This window comes from Metabacillus sp. 113a, from assembly GCF_050107635.1.
In the GTDB taxonomy this organism is placed as follows: Bacteria; Bacillota; Bacilli; order Bacillales; family Bacillaceae; genus Metabacillus_B.
Genome location: NZ_JBNILJ010000004.1, coordinates 167,202 through 188,792, shown reverse-complemented (window position 1 = coordinate 188,792; position 21,591 = coordinate 167,202). Strand labels below are relative to the sequence as shown.

At 44.5% G+C, this 21,591-nt stretch carries 18 protein-coding genes, 2 pseudogenes and 1 riboswitch; of the genes and pseudogenes, 4 read left to right on the top strand and 16 right to left on the bottom strand.

Annotation, left to right across the window (positions count from 1 at the left end):
- Positions 1-173: 173 nt before the first annotated feature.
- The 6 genes and pseudogenes from ACQCVE_RS09185 to ACQCVE_RS09160 all read right to left on the bottom strand — a co-directional run bounded on the left by ACQCVE_RS09185 (position 174) and on the right by ACQCVE_RS09160 (position 6,453).
- Positions 174-1,418, bottom strand: a complete 1,245-nt coding sequence (locus ACQCVE_RS09185; RefSeq protein ID WP_426862550.1) for a S1C family serine protease — start codon at positions 1,416-1,418, stop codon at positions 174-176.
- A gap of 232 nt (positions 1,419-1,650) precedes the next feature.
- Positions 1,651-2,622: a sortase domain-containing protein gene (locus ACQCVE_RS09180; RefSeq protein ID WP_426842752.1), complete on the bottom strand. Its 972-nt coding sequence runs from the start codon at positions 2,620-2,622 to the stop codon at positions 1,651-1,653.
- An 82-nt stretch (positions 2,623-2,704) separates the two neighbouring features.
- The gene (locus ACQCVE_RS09175) at positions 2,705-4,042 is read right to left on the bottom strand and encodes a copper amine oxidase (protein ID WP_426862548.1); all 1,338 of its coding nucleotides are present in this window, start codon (positions 4,040-4,042) and stop codon (positions 2,705-2,707) included.
- 118 nt (positions 4,043-4,160) lie between these two features.
- Complete coding sequence (locus tag ACQCVE_RS09170) at positions 4,161-4,910, bottom strand: DNA polymerase beta superfamily protein (RefSeq protein ID WP_426842754.1); 750 nt, start codon at positions 4,908-4,910, stop codon at positions 4,161-4,163.
- 165 nt (positions 4,911-5,075) lie between these two features.
- Positions 5,076-5,833 (bottom strand): annotated as a pseudogene (locus tag ACQCVE_RS09165) (SDR family oxidoreductase).
- A 2-nt stretch (positions 5,834-5,835) separates the two neighbouring features.
- The gene (locus ACQCVE_RS09160) at positions 5,836-6,453 is read right to left on the bottom strand and encodes a sterol desaturase family protein (protein ID WP_426842756.1); all 618 of its coding nucleotides are present in this window, start codon (positions 6,451-6,453) and stop codon (positions 5,836-5,838) included.
- Between the two features lie 470 nt (positions 6,454-6,923).
- On the opposite strand from ACQCVE_RS09160, the gene ACQCVE_RS09155 reads away from it, so the two are divergent.
- The gene (locus tag ACQCVE_RS09155; RefSeq protein ID WP_426842757.1) at positions 6,924-7,427 is read left to right on the top strand and encodes a peroxiredoxin family protein; all 504 of its coding nucleotides are present in this window, start codon (positions 6,924-6,926) and stop codon (positions 7,425-7,427) included.
- A gap of 141 nt (positions 7,428-7,568) precedes the next feature.
- On the opposite strand, the gene ACQCVE_RS09150 is transcribed toward ACQCVE_RS09155, so the two are convergent.
- Positions 7,569-7,892 carry an iron-sulfur cluster biosynthesis family protein gene (locus tag ACQCVE_RS09150; protein WP_426842758.1) on the bottom strand — a complete coding sequence of 108 codons (324 nt, stop codon included), beginning with the start codon at positions 7,890-7,892 and terminating at the stop codon, positions 7,569-7,571.
- Between the two features lie 211 nt (positions 7,893-8,103).
- On the opposite strand from ACQCVE_RS09150, the gene ACQCVE_RS09145 reads away from it, so the two are divergent.
- Complete coding sequence (locus tag ACQCVE_RS09145) at positions 8,104-9,906, top strand: DNA/RNA non-specific endonuclease (protein WP_426862546.1); 1,803 nt, start codon at positions 8,104-8,106, stop codon at positions 9,904-9,906.
- A gap of 105 nt (positions 9,907-10,011) precedes the next feature.
- Here ACQCVE_RS09145 and ACQCVE_RS09140 read toward each other — a convergent pair whose 3' ends face one another.
- The 6 genes from ACQCVE_RS09140 to ACQCVE_RS09115 form a co-directional block, all read right to left on the bottom strand.
- The gene (locus tag ACQCVE_RS09140; protein ID WP_426842760.1) at positions 10,012-11,112 is read right to left on the bottom strand and encodes a Ger(x)C family spore germination protein; all 1,101 of its coding nucleotides are present in this window, start codon (positions 11,110-11,112) and stop codon (positions 10,012-10,014) included.
- Positions 11,113-12,210, bottom strand: coding sequence for a GerAB/ArcD/ProY family transporter (locus tag ACQCVE_RS09135; protein WP_426842761.1), 1,098 nt, complete (start codon positions 12,208-12,210; stop codon positions 11,113-11,115).
- Positions 12,203-13,693 (bottom strand): spore germination protein, encoded by a 1,491-nt coding sequence (locus ACQCVE_RS09130; RefSeq protein WP_426862660.1) that lies wholly within the window; start codon positions 13,691-13,693, stop codon positions 12,203-12,205. Before ACQCVE_RS09130 ends, ACQCVE_RS09135 begins: the two co-directional genes overlap by 8 nt.
- 103 nt (positions 13,694-13,796) lie before the next feature.
- Positions 13,797-14,813 carry a fatty acid desaturase gene (locus ACQCVE_RS09125; protein ID WP_426842762.1) on the bottom strand — a complete coding sequence of 339 codons (1,017 nt, stop codon included), beginning with the start codon at positions 14,811-14,813 and terminating at the stop codon, positions 13,797-13,799.
- 123 nt (positions 14,814-14,936) lie between these two features.
- Positions 14,937-15,623, bottom strand: coding sequence for a YqjF family protein (locus tag ACQCVE_RS09120; RefSeq protein WP_426862544.1), 687 nt, complete (start codon positions 15,621-15,623; stop codon positions 14,937-14,939).
- Positions 15,624-16,048: 425 nt separating this feature from the next.
- Positions 16,049-17,242 carry a nucleoside transporter C-terminal domain-containing protein gene (locus tag ACQCVE_RS09115; protein WP_426862543.1) on the bottom strand — a complete coding sequence of 398 codons (1,194 nt, stop codon included), beginning with the start codon at positions 17,240-17,242 and terminating at the stop codon, positions 16,049-16,051.
- A gap of 134 nt (positions 17,243-17,376) precedes the next feature.
- A riboswitch (purine riboswitch) is annotated at positions 17,377-17,480 on the bottom strand.
- 178 nt (positions 17,481-17,658) lie between these two features.
- Here ACQCVE_RS09115 and ACQCVE_RS09110 point away from each other — a divergent pair.
- Positions 17,659-18,483 carry an SDR family oxidoreductase gene (locus ACQCVE_RS09110; protein ID WP_426862541.1) on the top strand — a complete coding sequence of 275 codons (825 nt, stop codon included), beginning with the start codon at positions 17,659-17,661 and terminating at the stop codon, positions 18,481-18,483.
- 427 nt (positions 18,484-18,910) lie between these two features.
- On the opposite strand, the gene ACQCVE_RS09105 is transcribed toward ACQCVE_RS09110, so the two are convergent.
- Together ACQCVE_RS09105 and ACQCVE_RS09100 are read right to left on the bottom strand one after the other, a co-directional pair.
- Complete coding sequence (locus ACQCVE_RS09105; protein ID WP_426862539.1) at positions 18,911-19,894, bottom strand: nuclease-related domain-containing protein; 984 nt, start codon at positions 19,892-19,894, stop codon at positions 18,911-18,913.
- A gap of 224 nt (positions 19,895-20,118) precedes the next feature.
- The gene (locus ACQCVE_RS09100; protein WP_426862537.1) at positions 20,119-20,256 is read right to left on the bottom strand and encodes a hypothetical protein; all 138 of its coding nucleotides are present in this window, start codon (positions 20,254-20,256) and stop codon (positions 20,119-20,121) included.
- Positions 20,257-20,449: 193 nt separating this feature from the next.
- Here ACQCVE_RS09100 and ACQCVE_RS09095 point away from each other — a divergent pair, with 193 nt between their 5' ends.
- Entirely contained in the window at positions 20,450-21,169 is a 720-nt protein-coding gene (locus ACQCVE_RS09095) for a YebC/PmpR family DNA-binding transcriptional regulator (protein ID WP_426842767.1), read from the top strand.
- A 60-nt stretch (positions 21,170-21,229) separates the two neighbouring features.
- Here the strand turns inward: ACQCVE_RS09095 and ACQCVE_RS09090 are convergent.
- Positions 21,230-21,525 (bottom strand): annotated as a pseudogene (locus ACQCVE_RS09090) (hypothetical protein).
- Between the last annotated feature and the right edge of the window lie 66 nt (positions 21,526-21,591).

Below are 21,591 nucleotides of genomic sequence, written 5' to 3'. Positions count from 1 at the left end.
AAATGAGCCCGTTCCAGGATTTTCATAGTTTTTAGCAGCCACCTTACTATTCATTCCCCGGCATCCCTGCAATCTTTTCGAAATTTAGTATACAAAAACTTTTTAAAAATCAAAAAACCTGCTTCCAAATTAAGAAGCAGGCCGAAATAGTCTAGTATTAATGGATTGGTGATCTATTCTTGAGCAGTGAGCTTTAGTGTAAGGTCTTGTTTGCTGCCATCGCGATATACGGTGACTTTCAGGGTATCGCCTACCGATTTGCTTTCATATAAGTATTTTCTAAGCTCACTGGAATTTTTTATTTTTTTGCCATCCAAGGCGGTAATCACGTCGCCTCTTTCTAGACCGCCTTGATCAGCAGGTGAACCTGACTGAATTTTATCTAGATAAACGCCTGTTGTCATGCCTTCCGGAAGCCCAAGCTCTTCGGCAGCAGCCTGAGGCGGAATCTGTTCGATATCCCCCATAGAAATCCCCAGAAACGGACGATCAATCTGACCCTTTTCCATCAGCTGTTCTGCGATCGGCATCACGTCACTGCTTGGAATGGCGAAGCCCAGTCCTTCTACCCCGCTTTGACTGATCTTCAAGCTGTTGATGCCAATGACTTCTCCGCTCATATTAATCAGCGGTCCGCCGCTGTTCCCGGGGTTAATGGCAGCATCCGTCTGAAGAACATTCAGCTCCCATGGCCCCTGTGATGTATCAATCTGAATGCTTCGATCTGTTCCGCTGATGATTCCTTCGGTGACCGTTCTTGAGAACTCAATTCCGAGCGGATTGCCGATGGCAATGACACTTTCCCCGGCACGAAGTTTGGAGGAATCACCGATTGGCGCGACTCCAGGTGCTTCAGCAGCATCAATCCGAAGCACGGCCAAGTCTGTCAGCGCGTCTGCTCCAACGAGTTTCCCCTTTGCTTTTTCTCCGTTGGAAAGTGAGATATCCAGTGACTCCGCACCTTCCACCACATGGTTATTGGTCAAAATAAAAGCATCCTTGCCTTCCTTTTTGAAAATGACGCCTGAACCAGAGCCTGCCTCTTTCGCTGCATCACTGAAGCTCTGCTTATTTTGCTGAAGGTTTGATATACCAACGATAGAAGGAGATAGATTTTCCGCTACATCCGCTACACTGCCGGACTTGCTGACTGATGTCACATTATCTGAATTGGCTGCAGTCTGCGAAGCAGTCTGTTCGTTTGGTGCCGATTGAGAGGCCGGAGTTTCCTCCTGTTTGTCTTCAATCATTGGGTAAACCCCAAGAACAATCATCCCTCCGACTACACCGCTTGTGATTGAGGACAGTACAGGCTTCCACCGGCTTTGCTTAACAGGTTTTTTTCCATCACCATACCGGGATGGAGTTATCTCCTGATTCTCTTGGTTTGTATTGGTTTGCTGATCGTAATAACCCATCGCGAATTCCTCCCGTGTATTTTTATTCTTCGCTCTCTTAGCCCATGTTTTTATTATAGAAAAAGAATCTGGCAAGAGAATGAGAGAAGTATGTGAAATTATGAGAAATGAGGAACTAAGATCCTATTGACTTTATGTAAATCATATCAAAGAGACATCTGTTTTATAAGCGTTATGCTCACATTAACCCCAATTAAAAACCCGCTTCGCGCTCACGAAACGGGTGGAAGAATTATTTTTTTTCAGTCCATTTGGCAAACTGGGATTCCTGGCCGTATAAATCAACAGAGGTTACAGAGTATGAGGAATTTCCTGCATCAGGATCATTGTAATTTTTCCGGTCCAGTGAAGAAACACTGCCCACTTGTTCGGGGATCCCGTCTTTATTTTTCCGGTAAATCCGGTAGCCGATGATTTTTTCATCCCTGACAGCATGCCAGGAAACAAAGTTCCCGTTCACTTCTGCCTGGGTAGGCGCGGCCGGCTTCTCAGCTTTAGTTTCAATCTGTTTGACAAAATCTTCTCTAAGCTCTGTGTAGACTACGAGCCGCTCTTCATGTGTTCCGTTCTCCCTGTCGAATGTTCCTGTGCATGTAATCAGATTCAGATTCCGTTTATCGGAGCTTCCGAAAATTTCATTCAGCGGAGCGTCCGTCCGTCCGTAGCTTGCTTTATTTTTAACAACAAAAACAATCTCTTTCCCTTTATCATCCTTGACGATAATTTCGTCGCCTTTTTCCAGCTTTTTGAGATCGAAGAAGACAGCTGGTCCGGTTTTGTTATCCACGTGACCGGCCAGAACAGCATTTCCCTTGTCTCCAGGTTTTGTTCCCGGATTGTACCAGGCTGCATTGCGGTCATCCTTCGGGACATCCATCTGACCGCTCGGAAGGGTTCCAACATGCTCCATATCAGCCGAAACCTCAATGGATGGTATTTCTACTTTAGCAGGTTCTATGCCTTTAAAGTCAGAGGTTAAACCGTTCATGGATTCAATCTGGTCTTTGATTCTCGGAAACTCTTTATTTAGAGGAAGATCTGTCCTGATAATTCCAGGCTTCTCTTCCTTTTTCTCTTCCGGCTGTCTTTCGATTCCATTAGCTGTAGTAGCAGGCTGCCGGTTATTCAGAGAAAAATAGTCAGCAGCACTATAAATGAATAGAGTGAACAGTCCTATATATACAATTGACAGGAACCATTTCATGAAAGCACCTCCGCTTCAAAGGGATAGATTTACAGGAAAAAGAAGAGAAGGGAATTCTCTTCTTTTTCTCAATTCTGCTGTATTACTTATTCATTGCTTTTTTGCGGAATACAATCGCTCCAGTAAGTGCTGCGATTCCGGCAAGTGCTGCAAGCATGATGTTTAGGGATTGATTATCAGCTGCTCCGCCCATACCTGTTTTAGGCATATCAGACGGCATATTTTCTGCCATAAATTTATCCGGCATTTGCTTAACGATTGCTCCTCCAAGAGCTTCACCTACACCGTACATGTAAGCATAGCCTTCGCGGAATGAAGTGTATGCTGCATCGTAATCTTTAGCTGCATAGCTGTCAAAAGTGCTGATTACTGTATCTTCATGGCCTTTAACAGCTGCCTGTGCATCAGCAGTTGGAAGATTTTCTTCCGTTGCTGCTCCTAGGAATGCACCAAAGTCTTCAGAGAACATGCCTAGTGATTCTTTAGCAGCTTTTATTCCTTCTTCATCGCCCTGTGCTGCAGCTGCAGCAAGGTCAGCTTGTGCTGTGATGTGCTCAGACTGCCAAACCTTTTCGAATTGTGCTCCGCCTTCTTCACCGTAGATTGATACGATTGCAGCTTTGAAATCTGCTGTATGCATATCTTCTGCCCATGTTGCGAAATCATAGTCTTCCGCACCATCGAATCCTTTTTGCATGCTGATCGCTGCTAAAGCAAAGTGCTCAGAAGCAAGCATATTCAGGTTGGATCGAAGCTCTGCTGCTGGTGTGTCAGCTTTCGTGTTTTCGAATTTTTCAGGCATTTGAGCCACGATTGCTGTTGATAGCGCTTTACTGATTGTAAACATACGGGCATATCCTTCACGCATTGCTGTGTATGCTTCTTCATACTTGCCCTCAGTATAAAGATCAAATGTTTTCATTACATCATCTTCATGTGCGCGAAGAGCTTCTTTCGCTGCTGCTTCAGGAAGGTTTCCCTCTGTTGCTGTTCCAAGGAATGCTGAAAGTTCGTCTACAAACTCCTGTACTTCTGCTTCAGCTTCTTTACGTGCATTTTCATCACCGCTTTTCGCAGCTTCTACAAGAGAATCCGTATAGCTGTTATGTGCAAGGAAGATTTCTTCGAACTGAGCCGCTCCATCTTTGCCATAAACAGACTCGATAGCCGGTGTCATATCCTTAGCGTTTTGGTTAAGTGCAGCTTGTACTTGTTCTGCATCTTCTGCTCCATCAAACTTCTTGGTCATAGACATAACAGCCAATACATAGTGTTCGGATAGCAGCTGGTCAAGTGTGGATCTAAGATCCGCTGCCGGAGTTGATACTGTCGGCTGAGACTTTTCCCCCGCGGCCATTGCCATAGTCGGGATAAAAAGCAGCAAAGCCATCATCATGATCAAAATTTTCTTCATGTTCATGTACTGTTCACTCCTTTGTTTTTTGTTTTACACCTAGTAAACGGGAGCCGTTTCCTAATGGATCACACTATTTTTAAAAAAGTGCAAAAAAAAAACAGTTCTCTTGTTGAAAACTGCTTTACTTCCACGCTTTATGGAGAACATTCCTGAATAATAGATTAAGTTCCGGTGTGGGATCTTCTCCTTTTTTGTTGAAAGACTCCGCCCTTTCACGTAGATTTTCGTACTCAAGGTGAATAAACTCCTGCACTTCCCTGCTGAGAGAGATGGATAGATTGTGTGAAAGCTTTTCAGCGCCGGCCCGCGAAAATTCGTCCTTTAGGATTTGATGTGTGTTCGTAAATACTTGTTCACCGGATGGAGGGAACGTCCCTCGCTTTGCCACCCAGCTGGCTGAAGCCATCGCCCGGAGAAGATTAAGGTACGCTTTTACAGGGATTTCATTTCCAGCGAGCCTCTTCTTGTTAGAATTCAGAATGGTCAGGAAATGAAAAAGCGCAGGCTTTGGCTCAAAATAAGAATCATTTAGCATTCTTAGGCGATCAGCAAGAGAATACCGATTGACATAGACCGTCTCCGAATAAAGCCATTCTAATAGGGAAGGATTCGATTTCCTGAAAAGCCTCATCGCCTTCGTAAGCTCCCAGCCGCTCATATCCAGCGGGCCGCTGGCCGAAAGCTCAATTACATCCCTGCCCTGATCAATTGAAAGATACCAATCGGGAGAATGAATATAAATGAAACGTACATCATAGTCACTTAGCTCTGATGCATAGCCCCATATCCGGCTTCCGGTTTCAGCGGCATAGCAGATCTTAACGCTGCAGGAGAGTTCAGTATCAGCAAGAATAGAAGGAATGGAAGGCATTTGGAAATATCCTCTCTCGTTACGGCTTGATTACAGGGGAACTTAACACGCTCCCTTAATTTTTTTCCATACAAAGTGTCAGGTACCGCGCTTTTTCCGGCCGGTTCTGCCTATAGATTAAATTGGGATGTGCAATAAAGACAGTTCATCTCATGCCATGCCAGTTTAAACCGGCTGCCTCCGAAATCCCCCTTCAGAGTGGATGACTTGTCCAGTGATCCATTCGGCTTCTTCGCTTGCGAGAAAGCGTATAAGGCGGGCGGCGTCGGCTGGCTGGCCGATGGTTCAAGGTGCTCTTTGGTTTCCCGGTTCATCCATCCGCTGTCGGTCGGACCGGGATTAACAGCATTTACTGTGATGCCTATAGGGGCAAGTTCTGCTGAAAGAGAAATCGTTAGCGCATCTATGGCGCCTTTGCTGGCAACATAGGGAATTTCTCCCGGCATGGGGCCAAGTGATTGCCCGGAAGTCATGTTGATGATCCGCCCTCCATACTCCCTGGAAAACCTTTTCGCAAATGCCGTACACATCAGAACGGTTCCCCTTACATTCACTTTGTAGTGCAGATCCATGTCTCCTGAAGTCAATTCAAAAATATCTTTATTTACGCTGTAAGCCGCATTATTGACGAGAATATCCGGTGCTGCTCCAAAATTTCCGCTGACTTTTTCAATAATTCGTTCAGGAATGGCGGGATCCGATAGATCCGCTTCCATCCATTCGGCGCGAATTCCCCTGGCTTGCAGTTCCTTGAGCAGCAGCAGGGGCTCCCCTTCCCTTGAGTTTTGATACACATCCCGGTCAAAGGGTGTCCAGGATGTGATGAAGAGATCACACCCTGCTTCTGCAAGCTCTCTGGCTATAGCGGCTCCGATTCCATTTAGACGGGAAGCGCCGGTAACAATCGCAATTCGTTTCAACATGATCAGCCTCTCTTTTCCAAATCCTTCGCCGTTTGGCTCATTTCTACCTTCTTTTCATCCTTCAAAGTTCCGAACAGGATATCTCCAATCGGATTGGAAACGCCGTACCAGTAGTTTTCATTTTTAAAGTGATGGAGCTGGTGGGTCTTTTTCATCCATTTCCCAAATGCTGAGCGGGGCCTGATCGGGCGGTGTGCGACATAATGCTTCCATTCATATGCCAGCAACATGAGGATCAAACCCATTCCAAAGGCAGCCGTACCGGCTGTATCTCTGGTTATCAAATAACAAATCCCTGCCAGGACAAGGAAATTGGGAATGCTGTACCATACAGGCAGAAATAAAAGCTTTAAATCGTTTGGATGTTTATGATGATCGTAATGTAAGCGCTTTAAAAACTGAAGTAAATAACGGTTTTCCGGCGGCTTTAAATGGAACAGAAACCGGTGGGTCAAGTATTCACTAAAAACAAAAAGAATAAGACCGCCTGCGAAAAACAGAATACTATGCCAAGCTGTCCCAAGCGAAATAATCAAGCCTCCAAGCGCCGCAAAAATAGCAGCCATGATCCAAATATCCGTGTGGAGGAAAAATTCCCGATACAGGTCCCTTTGCTTCATTTCTCCAGCTCCTTTTTACAAGTATTCCGCACAAACTCTCCTCCATCATTTTTCACGCTCTAATTTCTTCTTCATCCGGTTTCCATCTCAGAATAGCATCAAACAGGTCTTTATAGCAGATTTTAAATGCTTCCGGGTGACAGGCGGCAGAAACTAGCATCTTAATTTAGCTTTATAAAGATTAATGAAAAAAAGATAGGGCCTGTCAGAAGCCTCGCCATTTCGCGGATCATCTTCCAGCTGCTCTGCACCAATTATTAAAACCCTCTCATTCTAGTTCTTTCAACGTTTCCAGAATCACAAATCGTTCAGACTCCCCCTTCATTTTACCAATTGATATGCTGTTGATTTCAAATTATGATACGATTCAAGTTTTGTCAAATGTGTCTGGGATGAGCAGAAATCTGTTGAATTTGTCAGGAAGGGGGTATAGTAAACACGAAATCATAAATGGATAGGAGGAATTTAGTATGCCAGCTTTTCAATTAGGAGAAAAGGCACCGAATTTTACACTGCCAGCAGTAACTGGAGAGGAATTTTCTTTTGATTCCCATCTAAGCGAGCATAAGAGCCTGCACCTGGTTATTTTTTTCAGAGGCGCGTGGTGCCCGGTTTGTGTGAGTGACCTGAACAGCCTTCAGGAAAGCAATGCTTATTTTCAGGATAAAAATGTTCACCTGATCACGATCTCGACTGATAAAAAAGAAGATTTGAAGAAGATGGCTGAGGATAACAGCTTAACCTTCCCGATTTTAGCAGATGAGCAATTGGAAGCCTTAAAAAGCTATGATGTTTTCTATCACGGAGAGGATGCTCCTTACGAAGACCACGGTGCTCATGGAGAGCCTGCTTATTTTCTCATTGACGAGGATGGAAAGGTCCTTTATCAGCAAAGACAAACGAGCCCATTCGGACGTCCGGCAGTCACTGAGCTTCGGAAGATTGTTCAATACGTTACAAAGAACCGGAAGTAATATGTCGCGGCTGGTGCAGCCGCCAAGCTGCTCAAATATTCCCATTTTACAAAAAAAGTGCTCAAATTTGAGCACTTTTTTTATGCGGCAGGCTGAGAAAGTCAGGCAGCACAAGCCTGGCCCTACCCTTCAAGCCCTTGTTCAGCTCCCCTTCTGCTCTTCCACAGTAAGCCTGACCCGGCTGTTAAAGATTTGGTTCCTGTTTCTCAGCACAAAGTGATTGCTGGCAAAATCAATCGTCAAATCATTGTCAAAGCTCTCGCCAAAATCTTTATCTACGATAAATGTAATTCCGTCTGCTGTCACTTTCTGTTCCCGTTCCTCCAACTCCCGATCCTGAACCCCTTTTATCTCGTACACATTGTTAACAATGTCACAGCTGCCTGGGTCAAAGGGAATGGAGAATACGGTTCCGGCAGGCGTCTGAGTGAACTGCTGTCTTGCTTGATCGGTTAGCTTAATCATGCAAATCTCTCCTTTATGATAGAACAGATGCTGCGCCATCAGCACCATTTGCGGCGAAACAGAATGGGGCTTGCGGCACACATGTATCTTCTTCTAAGTTAGCATACCCGCTTTTACATAAGCCAGGATTTGAGCTTCATGAAAGTCTCTTTTATAATGGTAGAGTCCCCCGTATATGGAAGGGATTAGAACAAACTTACAGGAGGGAACCATGACCATTCGTTTGAAAGAGTCTCAGAAACAGTGGAACCAGGAACTTGCAGCTAAACAGAATCAAGAGGCCCGTAAGCGGTACGAAGACCGTTCAGAAGAGCGCAAAAAGCTGTCAAAGAAGCTCGAGACAAAAAATCCCCTTGAAGTGGACACACCGGAAAGAGCCGCATATCGGCAAGCGATTCTCAGTCCGCGGGATGGTCTCGCCATCGAACGAATTGTCGGAGAAAACAACCTGTTTCCTATTTCCTACCTTGAAGCCGGAATTCAAGCATCAAAATCTGTATGCAGAATTGAGATTAGAGACCGAATCGGCAGAGTTCTTGGACACGGTACAGGATTTCTCATTTCCCCCAACCTTTTAATGACGAATCATCATGTTCTTACTGATGAAGACACCGCTTTAAACAGCTTGGCACAATTTAATTATGAGCTGGATATACATTTAAAAGAAAAGCAGATTAAGAGTTTCCAGATAACACCTGAACAGCTTTTTATAACAGACGAAAAACTGGATATCACGCTTGTCGCGGTTGAAGAGACATCTGCTGACGGGTCACCGCTGAGCGACTTTGGACACATTCCGCTTCATGCCAAATCAGGAAAAGCGCTCGTTGGTGAGTATGTTTCCATCATTCAGCATCCATCAGGAGCCCCGAAAGCACTGGCAATCAGGGATAACCAAATTTCAGATGTATTTGATGATTACATTCATTATTCTACGGACACGAATGAAGGATCATCCGGTTCACCGGTTTTCAATGATGAGTGGGTGATCGTCGCTCTCCATCATGCAGGCGTCCCCGATCCTGAAGATCCTGAAAAATACACAGCGAACGAAGGCATTCGGATCAGCAGCATTGTCCGTTTTCTATCTGAACAGAAGACCGTACTGAGAGGGCAAAAAAGAGAACAGCTTGCTGCCTTATTGAATGACCAGGAGATTGAAATCGAAGAAGAAAAACCAATGAAAGTGGAAAAATTAAAGCCTTCCGAGTATGAAAACAGCAGCGGATATGATCCGGAATTTCTTGGCAGCAAGCACACCGTTTCTTTACCAGAACTTGGAGAGAACATTGAAAAGGATGCAGCTCCTGTCAAATCAGGAGGAAACGTTTTAAACTATACCCATTTCTCCATTGTCATGAGCAAATCAAGAAAAATCGCGTTTTACACCGTTGTCAACATTGATGGAGAACAGATTAAAGAAGTCAAGCGCGGGAAAGACTCCTGGTATTTTGATCCGAGAATTGATGAAAACCATCAAACGGGAGAAGAGTTATACAGGCGGAACGATTTGGACCGCGGCCATTTAGTCCGGAGAAGAGACCCGGTGTGGGGCAAAGATGCCAAAAAGGCGAACGAGGATACGTTCCATTTTACAAACTGCTCTCCGCAGCATAAAAACCTGAATCAAAAAACGTGGCTTGATTTAGAAAACTATATTCTCGAAAATGCTGAAAACCATCAATTTAAAGCGACCATTTTTACAGGTCCTGTCTTTAGAGACGATGACCTCGTCTATCGCGACACGAAAATACCGGCTGAATTCTGGAAGGTTGCGGTTATGGTAAAAGAAGATGAGTCTATTTCTGCCACCGCCTACCTTCAATCGCAGAAAAATTTAATCGGGGATCTTGAATTCGCATACGGCGATTACAAAACCTATCAGGTGCCCCTTTCAAAAATAGAATCTTTAACCGGACTTCAATTCAAAGACCTGAAGGAAAGCGATCCAATCGCAAACCTTGAATCAACGGCAGGCAGAGTCATTGAAGGACCAGAGGATATCGAGTTGTAAAATAAAAAGGACTTGCCCGCGGGCGGGTCCTTTTTTGTTCGGCGTTCGGCTCTTTCTGCCATTCTTTATCAGTCAGAGCATGCACATTCTCTCGATCATTTTCTATTAATTAATGATCCCGTGCTCCGTGATTTCCACCTCAACCTTAGGTATGATTTCGACGTTCTGATAATCCTGTTCCCAGTCCATCTTCTTCCACGTATCCGGATGGTGTGCCATTAATTCCCTTCCAATCCCAAACATATCGCTGTTTGCTTCTTGGATTTTTTGAATAACGGCTTTGGCATCTGCGGTCAGCTGCTCTGAAATTTTCTTATTCAGCTCCTTTAATACTTTCTTATCCGTTAAAGAATCCTGGGGGTATTCTTTTACGTTTATCGTAGCCCTCATCGTAAGGTTTGCTTTAATCCTCTCAGGAGCCGCTTCAGCTATGTTCATTTTCGATTTAACCTTTAAGAAGGAGTAGGTTATAAAATTATTTTTTTCAGGTTTCTCCTCATCGCTCACTTTGCTCACATAGCCTGCTGATTTTGACTTTTCCCCCATTAGCAGGAGGAGCAGGGTGGATTCATTAACATTTAAGTACCCGGCTAATGATCGTTTATGAAAAAGAGCCATCCCATCCACTACGATTTCATCAAGCTGTTTTTTCAGAAGCGGCAGACCAAAATCCTTTCCTTCATCAAACATCACCGTGCAAATTGTCTGAAGGCTGTGTGCGGGAATGCTTGTCGATTTCTCATCACTCTCTATTAATTCGATTAAATACTCCGATATCAGAACGTTCTGCACCTTTGTCATATTCATAATTTCGCTGGCTTTCCCTTTGACAATGGCTACTTTTGAAGAAACAGAACTATTCGAATCCCTGTATAAAACATCCAAATAGGAATACAAATCACTTTTGGCCAAATTTTCTCCGAGCAGAAATATCCTGTTTTTCGATGGGTCAAATCTGCCTGATACTTTACGGTCCATTTTCATCCTTGATTCTCTTAATGTATCCGCTTCCGTGTGAACGATTGTATTGGTCGGCGCACCGCTCATAAAGTCTCTAATCACAGCGGAAACATAAAGCTTTTCGTTATCCATAAGATCGATTCCAGTCCCAAATACAAGGCGGCTTTCTTTCAGAAGCCTCTGATCCCAGCATCCTGCTAAAAACAGCTGCAGGGCAGCTAAGGCTGTTATTGTGAATTTTCGCATCTACGTACTCCTTTTTCTGTTCATTTTGGAAATAATCAATGAAAGGCCCAGAAGCAGGAACGGAACAAACAATAGAAAAAAAACAGTTGCTTTCAATAAAAGGTCATTCAAAAAATTAGCATGCTCCTCTTTCGTTATTAAAAGAGCGAATAAAAACGTACTTGCACAAATTAGATAAGCAAGAAAGGATCTTTTGGCCTTTTTAAAAACAGCCTTCATTCCTTCAAGCGTGAGAAACAAATAACTTATATAAGAGGTTGCAACATTTACAACCCAAATAGAGACAAAAAGCAAATCGAACCTCTCTACTACATGAATATATAGCGCCTTCACCAGATAGAGGATTGGCTGTGGAATAATCTCCATTTCTCTAGGGCTGAAAACAATTTGACATACGACAGTTAAATAGGCATAAACAGATGTGACCGTCACGTTTGCAAGCGACGCTGACTTTAAAATCGAAAGCGATGTCCTTGCCTTCATATAAGGATAAATGATCAAAAGCAGCTCGAAGCCAATCATGGAAAAATACACTTTAGTCACTCCGTTTAGTATTTCCTTCACTCCGGTTTGAGTAATGGGAAACAAATACCTTATTTCCAGCGGATAGTTGAAGAGGGCGATGATGGTGATGACAAGAAGCAGAAGGATCAGCCCTGAAACGATGACGTGAAATTTTGCAATCACATCCGGCTTCTCCTTGCCAAGATACACTCCAACTAGACAAATCATCGCGAGAATAATCCATCTAGGCGTTTCGTCAAGCACCCAATCCTTGATGACACCTACCGCAAAAATGAGGATGACAGCCATCACGGCAATCCCATAAACACCATACAAAAGATTTGTTGCTCCGCCAAAAAACCTTCCAAGAAGCTGCGGCGAGTACTCATATAGATTCTGATTCGGATAGCGCTTTGCCAATAGCCAGTACAATGTAAGGATCAGCTGAATAAGTACCCCTGAAAGGAGAATTGAAATCCATGCATTCCCTTTAGCTTCCATTTGCACCTCAAAAGGCAGGCCAAGAATGCCTACTCCAATTTGAGTCTGGATAATAAAAAAGTAAAGCTGAAACACCGTCACTCGGTTATTCATTTCGTTTCCACCCTCTGGATCTTGATTCCTTCCAAAGATAAACGGGCTTCGCATCCTCAGGGCGTTCATTCATCATCCATACAGGGAAACGCAGAACCGTATCCTTAAAGAACTTTGTGTTAAACGGGGCAAGCGGATATAAATACGGGCTGCCAAACGGCTGAAGCTTTACGAGGTGAACCAAGATGAGCATCATGGAGATGACAATTCCGAAAAAACCGAATAACGCGGACATCAGCATGATCGGAAACCCCAATATCCGGATGGTATTGCTCATTTCATTGGAAGGAATAACAAAGGAAGAGATGGCCGTTATAGCGACAACAATAATCATCGTGTTTGATACTAGATGGGCATCCACGACCGCAGTCCCAATGACCAAACCACCCACTACACCAATCGTTTGTGAAATGGCTTTCGGAAGCCGGATGGCCGCTTCCCTCAAAAGTTCAAGTGTGAGCTGCATAATCATCGCTTCCAGCACAGGCTGAAACGGCACAAATTCCAAAGAGTTTTTAATCGAGAAGACAATCTCTACCGGAATGACTTCATAATTAAAGGAAACGAGGGCTATGTAGAATGCCGGAAGAATCAGTGCAATAATGAAAGAGATGACGCGGATCAGCCTGAAAAAAGAACCGAGCACCGTCCGCATATTATAATCCTCTGATGATTGGAAAAAAGAGAAAAAAGTGGCCGGGAGAATGAGAACGGTTGGACTGCCTTCCATCAAAACCGCTATCCGGCCATCCATCAAGTTCGCTGCCGCGCGGTCCGGTCTTTCTGTATTCAAAATTTGCGGAAAAGGTGAAAACGGGCAGTCTTCAATAAACTCTTCAAAATAGCCTGGCGACTGCACTGAATCCACCTGCAGATAGCTCAGCCTTCGCTCTATTTCCTCCAAAAGGGCAGGATTTGCGATTTTCCCCACGTAAACGAACGCTAGCTTTGAACGGCTAGTTCTCCCTACAGAATGGAACTTAACAGTGAGAGCCGGGCTTTTTATCCGTTCCCGGATAAAATGAATGTTCTTCATCACGTTTTCAGAGAAGCTTTGATGGGAGCCGCGGATTATTTTCTCATTATTCGGCTCCTGCCCGCTTTCCATATCTTTTTTGTAGACATTTAGCAAGCATAGTTCTTTTCTTCCATCTGTGAAAAAAAGACAATCCCCCTCCAACATGGCTTGAACCGCTTGTTCAAGCTCATAAGTCTTTTTCAAAATGGTGACAGCGGCCAGGTCTTCAATTTTCCCCTCCGGAGTTTTCAATAAAGGCTTCAGGACATTGGTCTGGATCTGATCCCGGTCTGCAATCGAATCTATGTACATGATATAAGCAGGCTTCCCGTTAAAAATAAGCTGCTTCATTTTCAAATCATCTGCCTGAAAAAAGGCATCCTTTACATACTGGACTGTTTCCTCTGCTTTTCCAGAAGAAAGTAAGCGCTTTTGTCCTGAAAATCCGCTTCCGGAGTTATGCATCCGTCTCACCTCAATTACCCCTATCTTTCCACAGGCCGGGAAAAATATGCAGCAGAACAGCATACAAAAAGCCTGCAGCTTAAACGCTGCAGGCCTGGACATGTTACATTTCCGTTTTTGGTTTGCGAAGGAGATGCTTAATATCCTTAAAACGTACGAACGTTTTGTTTTTTTGATCCCATAAATGGAACCGCAGGGATTTCAAACTGGATGCGAGCGTAATCGTTGTCGCCTTGTGAAGCGGCGGCGTGGATTGATGCGCCTTTTCCAGGTTATAGTTTGGAACCTTCGGACTTAAATGGTGAACATGGTGAAATCCAATGTTCCCTGTTACCCACTGCAGAACCTTCGGAAGCTTGTAGTAAGAGCTGCCGTCTACTGCAGCCTTTACATAATCCCATTCTTCCTCATTCTCATAATACGAATCTTCAAATTGATGCTGTACATAAAAAAGCCAAATACCAAGTGCTCCGGATACAAATACAATCGGAAGCTGAATAAGCAGGAAAGCCTGCCATCCAATCCACCAGCACATCAGTCCATAAGATCCGGCAATCAAAAAGTTAATTAAATACGTATTCAGGCGTTCTTTTTTTCTTGCCCCTTTACGGTTAAACCTATTGGAAACAAGAAAAAGGTAAAATGGACCGAGTCCGAACATAACGAGCGGGTTGCGGTAAAGCTGGTAGCCCGCTTTCCTCCAAAATGAAGAGGCTACATATTCATCGACTGTCAGAACCCAAATATCGCCGGTACCCCGCTTATTCAGATTACTGCTGGTCGCATGGTGGATGGAATGGGCTCTTTTCCATTTCTCATATGGGAACAGGGTTAAAACACCGCTGATAATTCCAAGAATGTCATTTCCTTTTCGGGTTTTCATGAAAGACTGATGGCAGCAATCATGGAAAATAATAAAGATCCGAATCACAAAACCTGCAGCTAGAATGGACAGGGCTAATGTCAGCCAATAGGAAACCGCAAGAGACTGATAGGCTGCAAACCAAAGGAGAAAAAAGGGCGGAAATGTATTGAATAGCTGTCGTACGCTTGATTTCACACTTGATTTTTCAAATGGGGCCATGTTCTTTTTAAGCATGAGCTGCTTTTGTTTAGACATATCTTCCTCCTCAATATCTGAGTGTATAGCCTCTTCATCTTACTATGTTTACCGTAAGAAAACCAGGTGTAAAATTCCGAACATTTTTGTGAAAGGTGCTACTTTAAGTCTTTCCTTTACATGTTAACACAATTTAACAAACGGAAAAAACTCCGTCTCCACAGCTTTTGAATATAGAATATGCAGGGTTTTCTGTTCGCTCCTCCCAAAATCCCGTGTCATTGTATCGGATAAGATTTCACATGTTCCGTCCTGCAGGCTCCAAGGAGCATGCTTCAAGTCCCCGCGGTATATTTTCCTGTTTTTCACTGTATAAAGGCAATATCTCTCCGTGAGCCAGAGGTCCAGGGGTTCAGGCTGAGTCTTAACCGGTCCTGGCCGATAGGTTAGTCTTAACTGAGCAGGCGGCTCTCCCTTATGAATCCTCCTGGAGGAAAAGCTGATCTCATTTGGCTGAAATTCCGCCCTCATCTGAGAATGAAAATAGGGCAGATGAAAAAAAGTTCTGGCAATCCATACGCCTATGGGATGACTGGCATCAAGGCTGAAAAAATAAACCCCGGGCTTTCCGTTATAGGTGACATATGTACGAACATTCAGTTCCAGCAGACTGGAAAGGAGAGGAACCTCCGGCAAGCCTCTGAATCGGATTTTCTCCATTTTAAAGGGAACAAGGCCAATCCAGGCGCTTCCTTCATATGTATCTGCCTTCAATGGGTCCGGGAGCAGGGCTTGCAGCCATTCAGCGCTCACGGGCCAGTGTACAAACAGCAAATTGCTCCAAGTCTGCTTCATGGTCCAATTGCTCATGTGATTCCCCCTCACCCTCTCAGTATATGCGGCCTTACAGACAGGCAGAAAGGTGAAATGCTTTTTGGATGCTCTTAATGTAGCCTGGTTACGTAATGTTCATGCAGCGGTTTGTTTTTAGGCTTTGTTAAAGCATGGGGATTGCGTGACACTCCGGGCTGCAAGCAGCGGGACATGGGGAGCGCCGGATCACTGCCGGCTAAAGGATGCCTCTAAAGTCAGGTTTATAGGATTACATCCTCCTGAATAAATTCGCACCATGACGCATGATAAACGAGCTGTCATTATGGGCAGGGCAGCTTTATCTTAAAGAGCTTGCATGAAATGGACTCTTCCCCAACAGGAAAAAGTGCTCAGAGCTCTGAGCACTTTTATCGAAGCTTTACGGGTGGAACGGGGCCTTGACCACTCTGTCTGTCCGCTAATTACCAGACAAACAGACCGACAACCATCGCACTGAGCAAAGAAACAGCCATTCCGCTCACTAGCAGCTTCCAGACATTTTTCCCGATCATCGAAGACTTTTCTTCACCGAGAACTGAATTGAATGTACCGTAGATCATGCCTACGGTGCTGAAGTTTGCAAATGACGTAAGGAACGTCGTGGCCACCGCAACTGTGTGAGGGCTCAGCGTATCAAGGTTATTTTTCAAATCAAGCATCGCAACAAATTCGTTCGTTGCCATTTTAATCCCCATCAGCTGTGCAACATACATCGTATCCTCGCCGGATAGGCCAAGTAAGAAGGCAAACGGACTGAATAGGATCGAGAATATTTTCTGTATGGTCAAGCCATCAACGACAAACCCAAGAATTCCATTAAGGATGGCTGTTAAGGCGACATAGCCGATCACCATCGCAAGGATGACGATAACCATGTTCATTCCAACCATCATGCTGTTGGAAATAGTAGAAAAGAAGTCCTTCTTTTCACTCTTCGGAGGGACGTATACAATGTCATCCTCCTTCGGCACTTCAACAGGATTCAGCATGCTTGCAAGAAGCAAGGCATTCAGGCAGTTTAGCGGAATCGCACTGAACACATACTCCGCAGGAACCATGGTCAGATAAGCTCCTATAATCGAACCGCTGATGCTGCTCATACTCATGATTCCAAAGGTCAGCAGCCGGTTATCCTTCAGCACCACCAGCTGCTGGCGGATCACGGCCAGTGCCTCTGTATTACCGAGAAACATCATTTGAATGGAGAAAAAGCTTTCCAGCTTAGGGAGACGGGACAGCTTGGAAATGACCCAGCCTACTTTATCAATAATCCAAGTTAAAATGCCAAAATAGGATAAAATATCAAAAAAAGTAACGATCACAATAATCGGCAGCAGCGCACTGAAAAAGAAGTCCACCTGTTCATTGGCCATAACCGACGGAAAAACGAAGGATATTCCTTCGTTTGCGCACTCGATGAGCCAATTAAAGAACGATGCGAAGGTTTGGATCGCCTGTCCTCCTGTTTTAGTACCGAGCATAAACCACGTAATCAGCAGTTCTGCAGCCAGCAAAACGCCAATGGGCTTCCACTTAATCTGTTTCCTGTTCGGAGACAAGGCAAAAATCAGCCCAATGACAAGAAAAATCCCCAACATATTAATCAAAAAATACATGCTCTCAACTCCCGGATGTCATTACCCAACAAAAAAAGCCCTAATTTTCACCCTCAGCCAGTTGGACCGAAAGCATGAAAACAGAGCCCGCATGCCGGGGTCTTGGCTAAAAAACCAGACTGAACCGCACATCTCTTCTATTCATACTTCCTTGTAGTCCGGCATTTGCGGCTGCCAGGTAGAGACTATCAGACCGAATCTTAACTGATATTATACAAGGATATAAAATTAGGATAATTGAGTACTGCTTATTGTAAAACAGGCAAAAGTAATAGGCAACCTGAAGGATAAATGTTTTAATGTTGGGAGTTTTCTTATTTTAATAGAGTATGGTTTAATGAGCCCATCCCTATGTTTACTTCTTCACATACAGGGAATCTTACGGTCAGATACAATATATAGGAGGTTTTTATAAAATGGGCAGATTAGAGAATAAAACGGCAGTGATTACAGGAGCAGCCACGGGCATCGGCCAGGCAACAGCTGAAATTTTTGCCCGGGAAGGCGCACATGTGATCTGTGCCGACATCAATGAGGAGCAGATGAAGAAAACCGTTGAACGGATCAAGGGAAATGGCGGACAGGCTGAGGCCTGGCACCTGGATGTGTCCAGCGAAAAAAACGTGATCGAATTCTCAGAAAAAGTAAAAGAAAAGCACGGTGTGATACATATTCTGTTTAACAATGCAGGTGTGGACCAGCAGGGTGGAAAAGTACATGAATATCCTATCGACCTCTTTGACAAAATTATCGCTGTTGACTTGCGCGGGACTTTTCTCACAAGCAAGTATCTGATCCCGCTCATGCTCGAACATGGGGGTTCCATCATCAACACCTCCTCCATGTCCGGCCGCGCAGCCGACCTGGACCGCTCCGGCTACAACGCCGCAAAAGGCGGCATTACCAACTTCACCCGCGCGATGGCAATCGACTATGCCCGCGACGGAATCAGAGTCAATTCCCTTTCCCCGGGGACGATCGAAACACCCCTAATCGATGAACTGGTGGGAAGCAAACAGGAAAACATGGGTGAACAATTCCGGGAAGCCAACAAGTGGATCACACCACTCGGACGCCTCGGCCGTCCCGAGGAAATGGCGACAGTCGCTTTATTCCTCGCCTCCGACGACAGCTCCTACGTAACCGGCGAAGACATCACAGCAGATGGCGGCATTATGGCCTACACATGGCCGGGCAAAATGCTGATTGAACAGGAGAAGTGGAAAAAGGGGACGGAATAATTTGAATGATGAACAGTAAAAGCTGGTTGCGAAAGCAGCTTTGATCAGGTACTGTTTGAAACTTATGCAATGAAGAATGACTTTAGTGAAAACTTATGGCGAGTGAAGGCGGCAAGACGGGAAAGTACGGAATAACAGATGGACTTAATGGTTCGAGAAAGCACCTTATGATGGGGTGCTTTTTTCCTGGAGCTCGAGTTCATATACCCGCCCCTTGTTTTGGCCGGAGGATTTTAGGTTGAGGGATTGGAGGAGTTTAGTAGCGGAGGATGGACTTAAATGTTCGAGAAAGCACCTTATGATGGGGTGCTTTTTTCCTGGAGCTCGAGTTCATATACCCGCCCCTTGTTTTGGCCGGAAGATTTTAGGTTGAGGGATTGAAGGAGTTTGGTAGCGGAGGATGGACTTAATGGTTCGAGAAAGCACCTTATGATGGGGTGCTTTTTTCCTGGAGCTCGAGTTCATATACTCGCCCCTTGTTTTGGCCGGAGGATTTTAGGTTGAGGGATTGGAGGAGTTTAGTAGCGGAGGATGGACTTACAAGGCTTAAATATTCTCTGATTTTCTTGTTCGTGATTGTTGAGCCTATTAATAACCGATAGTCATTCAATGCCTCCAAATGAGCCAATTTATTTTTATTTTGGCACCCGCTGCAAAGCCAGCCCCCTTTGTACCTTTCAAACCGACCGCGGCAATCAGGACAGAGAACTCCTTTTACTAATTCAGAATGCAGAATTCCGTATTTATTTGTTATTTGGACATCTATTTCCTCATTTGCCCTATTTAAGCTCCTTGCCATCTTCTCAAGTTCCTTTTCGGTCAAGAATACTTTTTTATATTGTGCTTCCAATAATTTTAGTTCAAAAGGGAGCATCTGTGCGTGTATGACTTTCTTAGCTAACGCAGCACTATGGGCAGAAGGGGTTTCGATAATGGTTTGAGGGTTGCTTATTACAATCAGTGTGTGGATGGGAAGAGCGGGGAAGTGGTTTTTCCTGAGCCATTCAGAGAACTGGAATTCTAAACGCCGCGACTGAAGAACAGGATCTGCAAACGCGGTTTCCTGACCGTCCTTTCTCCTTATCAGCTGATTGAACTTTGGATCAAAATAGATTGTACCAGCTATGTTTTTCACTTCAATGATCACAGCAGCTTTAGGGGATATTATCAGCGTATCCATCTGAAAGTGTGTGAAAGCATGCGGCAGCCTTAAATCCGTCAGGATCACCCGATTCGGATGATCGATCAATGAAAGCTGATAGTCTGCCGCCAGTTCACCTTTGAAACCAGCCATCCTTTTAGTTAGTTCTTCGGTAATTTGAGGAACTTTGGGATGGCTGGGAGGTAACCTTCTGAGCAAAGCCTGCAGTTTGAGGATATAGAGAGGGGTTTTTCGTGGTTTAGCGATCATTTTCATGCTCCTTTCTTCTTATTAAGGAGTATTCTTCAAAAAACGTGGTCTTCCTTCTACGGATTTACCCATGAATTTTGTGATATCGACCGAAATTCCCATAAATCGACCGAAATGGAATTTTATCGGTCATTATTTTATTTTTTCGACCGAAATAATTTTTTATCGGCTATTATTTTGATATATCGACTTTTCGACAAATACCGACTAATGCTGCTTCCTATCTATCCGAAAATGGTTTCGGTTAAGGTAGAATCGGAGGACTTGGAAAGACCCCTTGAACAGATTTTGACCACTGCTTCGATTCTGGCAATGATTGCATTGTAAGAAACTGGGAAGGCAACACGCGTTCCAAAAGGCATTCCAGAATCTCCAGAACAAATCCGCTTATTTGAGGCATCCCGGTACAAAAGGCAAACCCGAATACAAAAGAAGAAACACTCGTAACCACCCGCCAAATTACGGTATAATAAAAGGCAATGGATCTTCCATTGCCTTCCTTATTCTTACCAAAAACCTATTATAGATTTTATTACCGAAAGAGAGTGAACGTATATGGGCCGTAAGTGGAACAATATTAAGGAGAAGAAAGCGGCAAAGGACAAGAACACGAGCCGCATTTATGCCAAGTTTGGCCGTGAAATCTATGTGGTTGCCAAACAGGGAGAACCTGACCCGGAGTTGAACCAGTCTCTGAAGTTCGTTCTTGAGCGAGCGAAAACATACAATGTGCCAAAACATATCATTGACCGCGCCATTGAAAAAGCAAAAGGCGGATCTGAGGAAAACTATGATTCCCTGCGATACGAAGGGTTTGGTCCTAACGGTTCAATGGTGATTGTTGATGCTCTCACAAACAATGTAAACCGCACAGCCTCCGAGGTGCGCGCAGCGTTCGGGAAAAACGGCGGAAACATGGGAGTCAGCGGTTCTGTCGCATACATGTTTGATGCAACAGCTGTCATTGGAGTGGAAGGAAAGTCATCGGACGACGTTCTGGAGCTATTGATGGAGGCTGATGTGGATGCCCGTGATATCATCGAAGAAGAAGATTCAGTGATAGTTTATGCGGATCCCGATCAATTCCATGCCATGCAGGAAGCCTTCAAAGGTGCCGGCATTACCGAATTCACCGTGGCCGAGCTGTCCATGCTTGCCCAAAACGATGTAGAGCTTCCAGAGGATGCACTGGCTCAATTTGAAAAAATGATAGATGCCCTAGAGGATTTAGAGGATGTTCAGCAGGTTTATCATAACGTGGATTCAGGTGAATAATGGGAAAAGCAGACCATCTCAGGTCTGCTTTTTTTATTTGGCGGTTGCAAGGCCTTCACGCTAAGCTCTCCATGAAGTTTTCAGTGAAGCGTAGCTGCCGATTGCTGCACTTCCATAAAAAAAACCCATAATCAAGCCGGCGCTAAATCATGCCGGTGGCTAACAAAAATGGAGATGACAAGCCCGGTTACCGTAGCCAGCGACGGGATATAAGGCCTTGGTATAGGAGAGAAAATCTTCAGAAACTGAGTAATAATCAAGACAGCAGGGACTGCCAGGATAGCATCCCAGCAATTCGTATGAATGAGGGGGAATTGTGACAAGGCAGGATCGCTCCTTGTATGGCTGTTTCTCATACTATGAAACAAAAATGCTTTAACTATACCTAAGTGATTAGAAAAAGCCCCATCGCTTATAGCGAC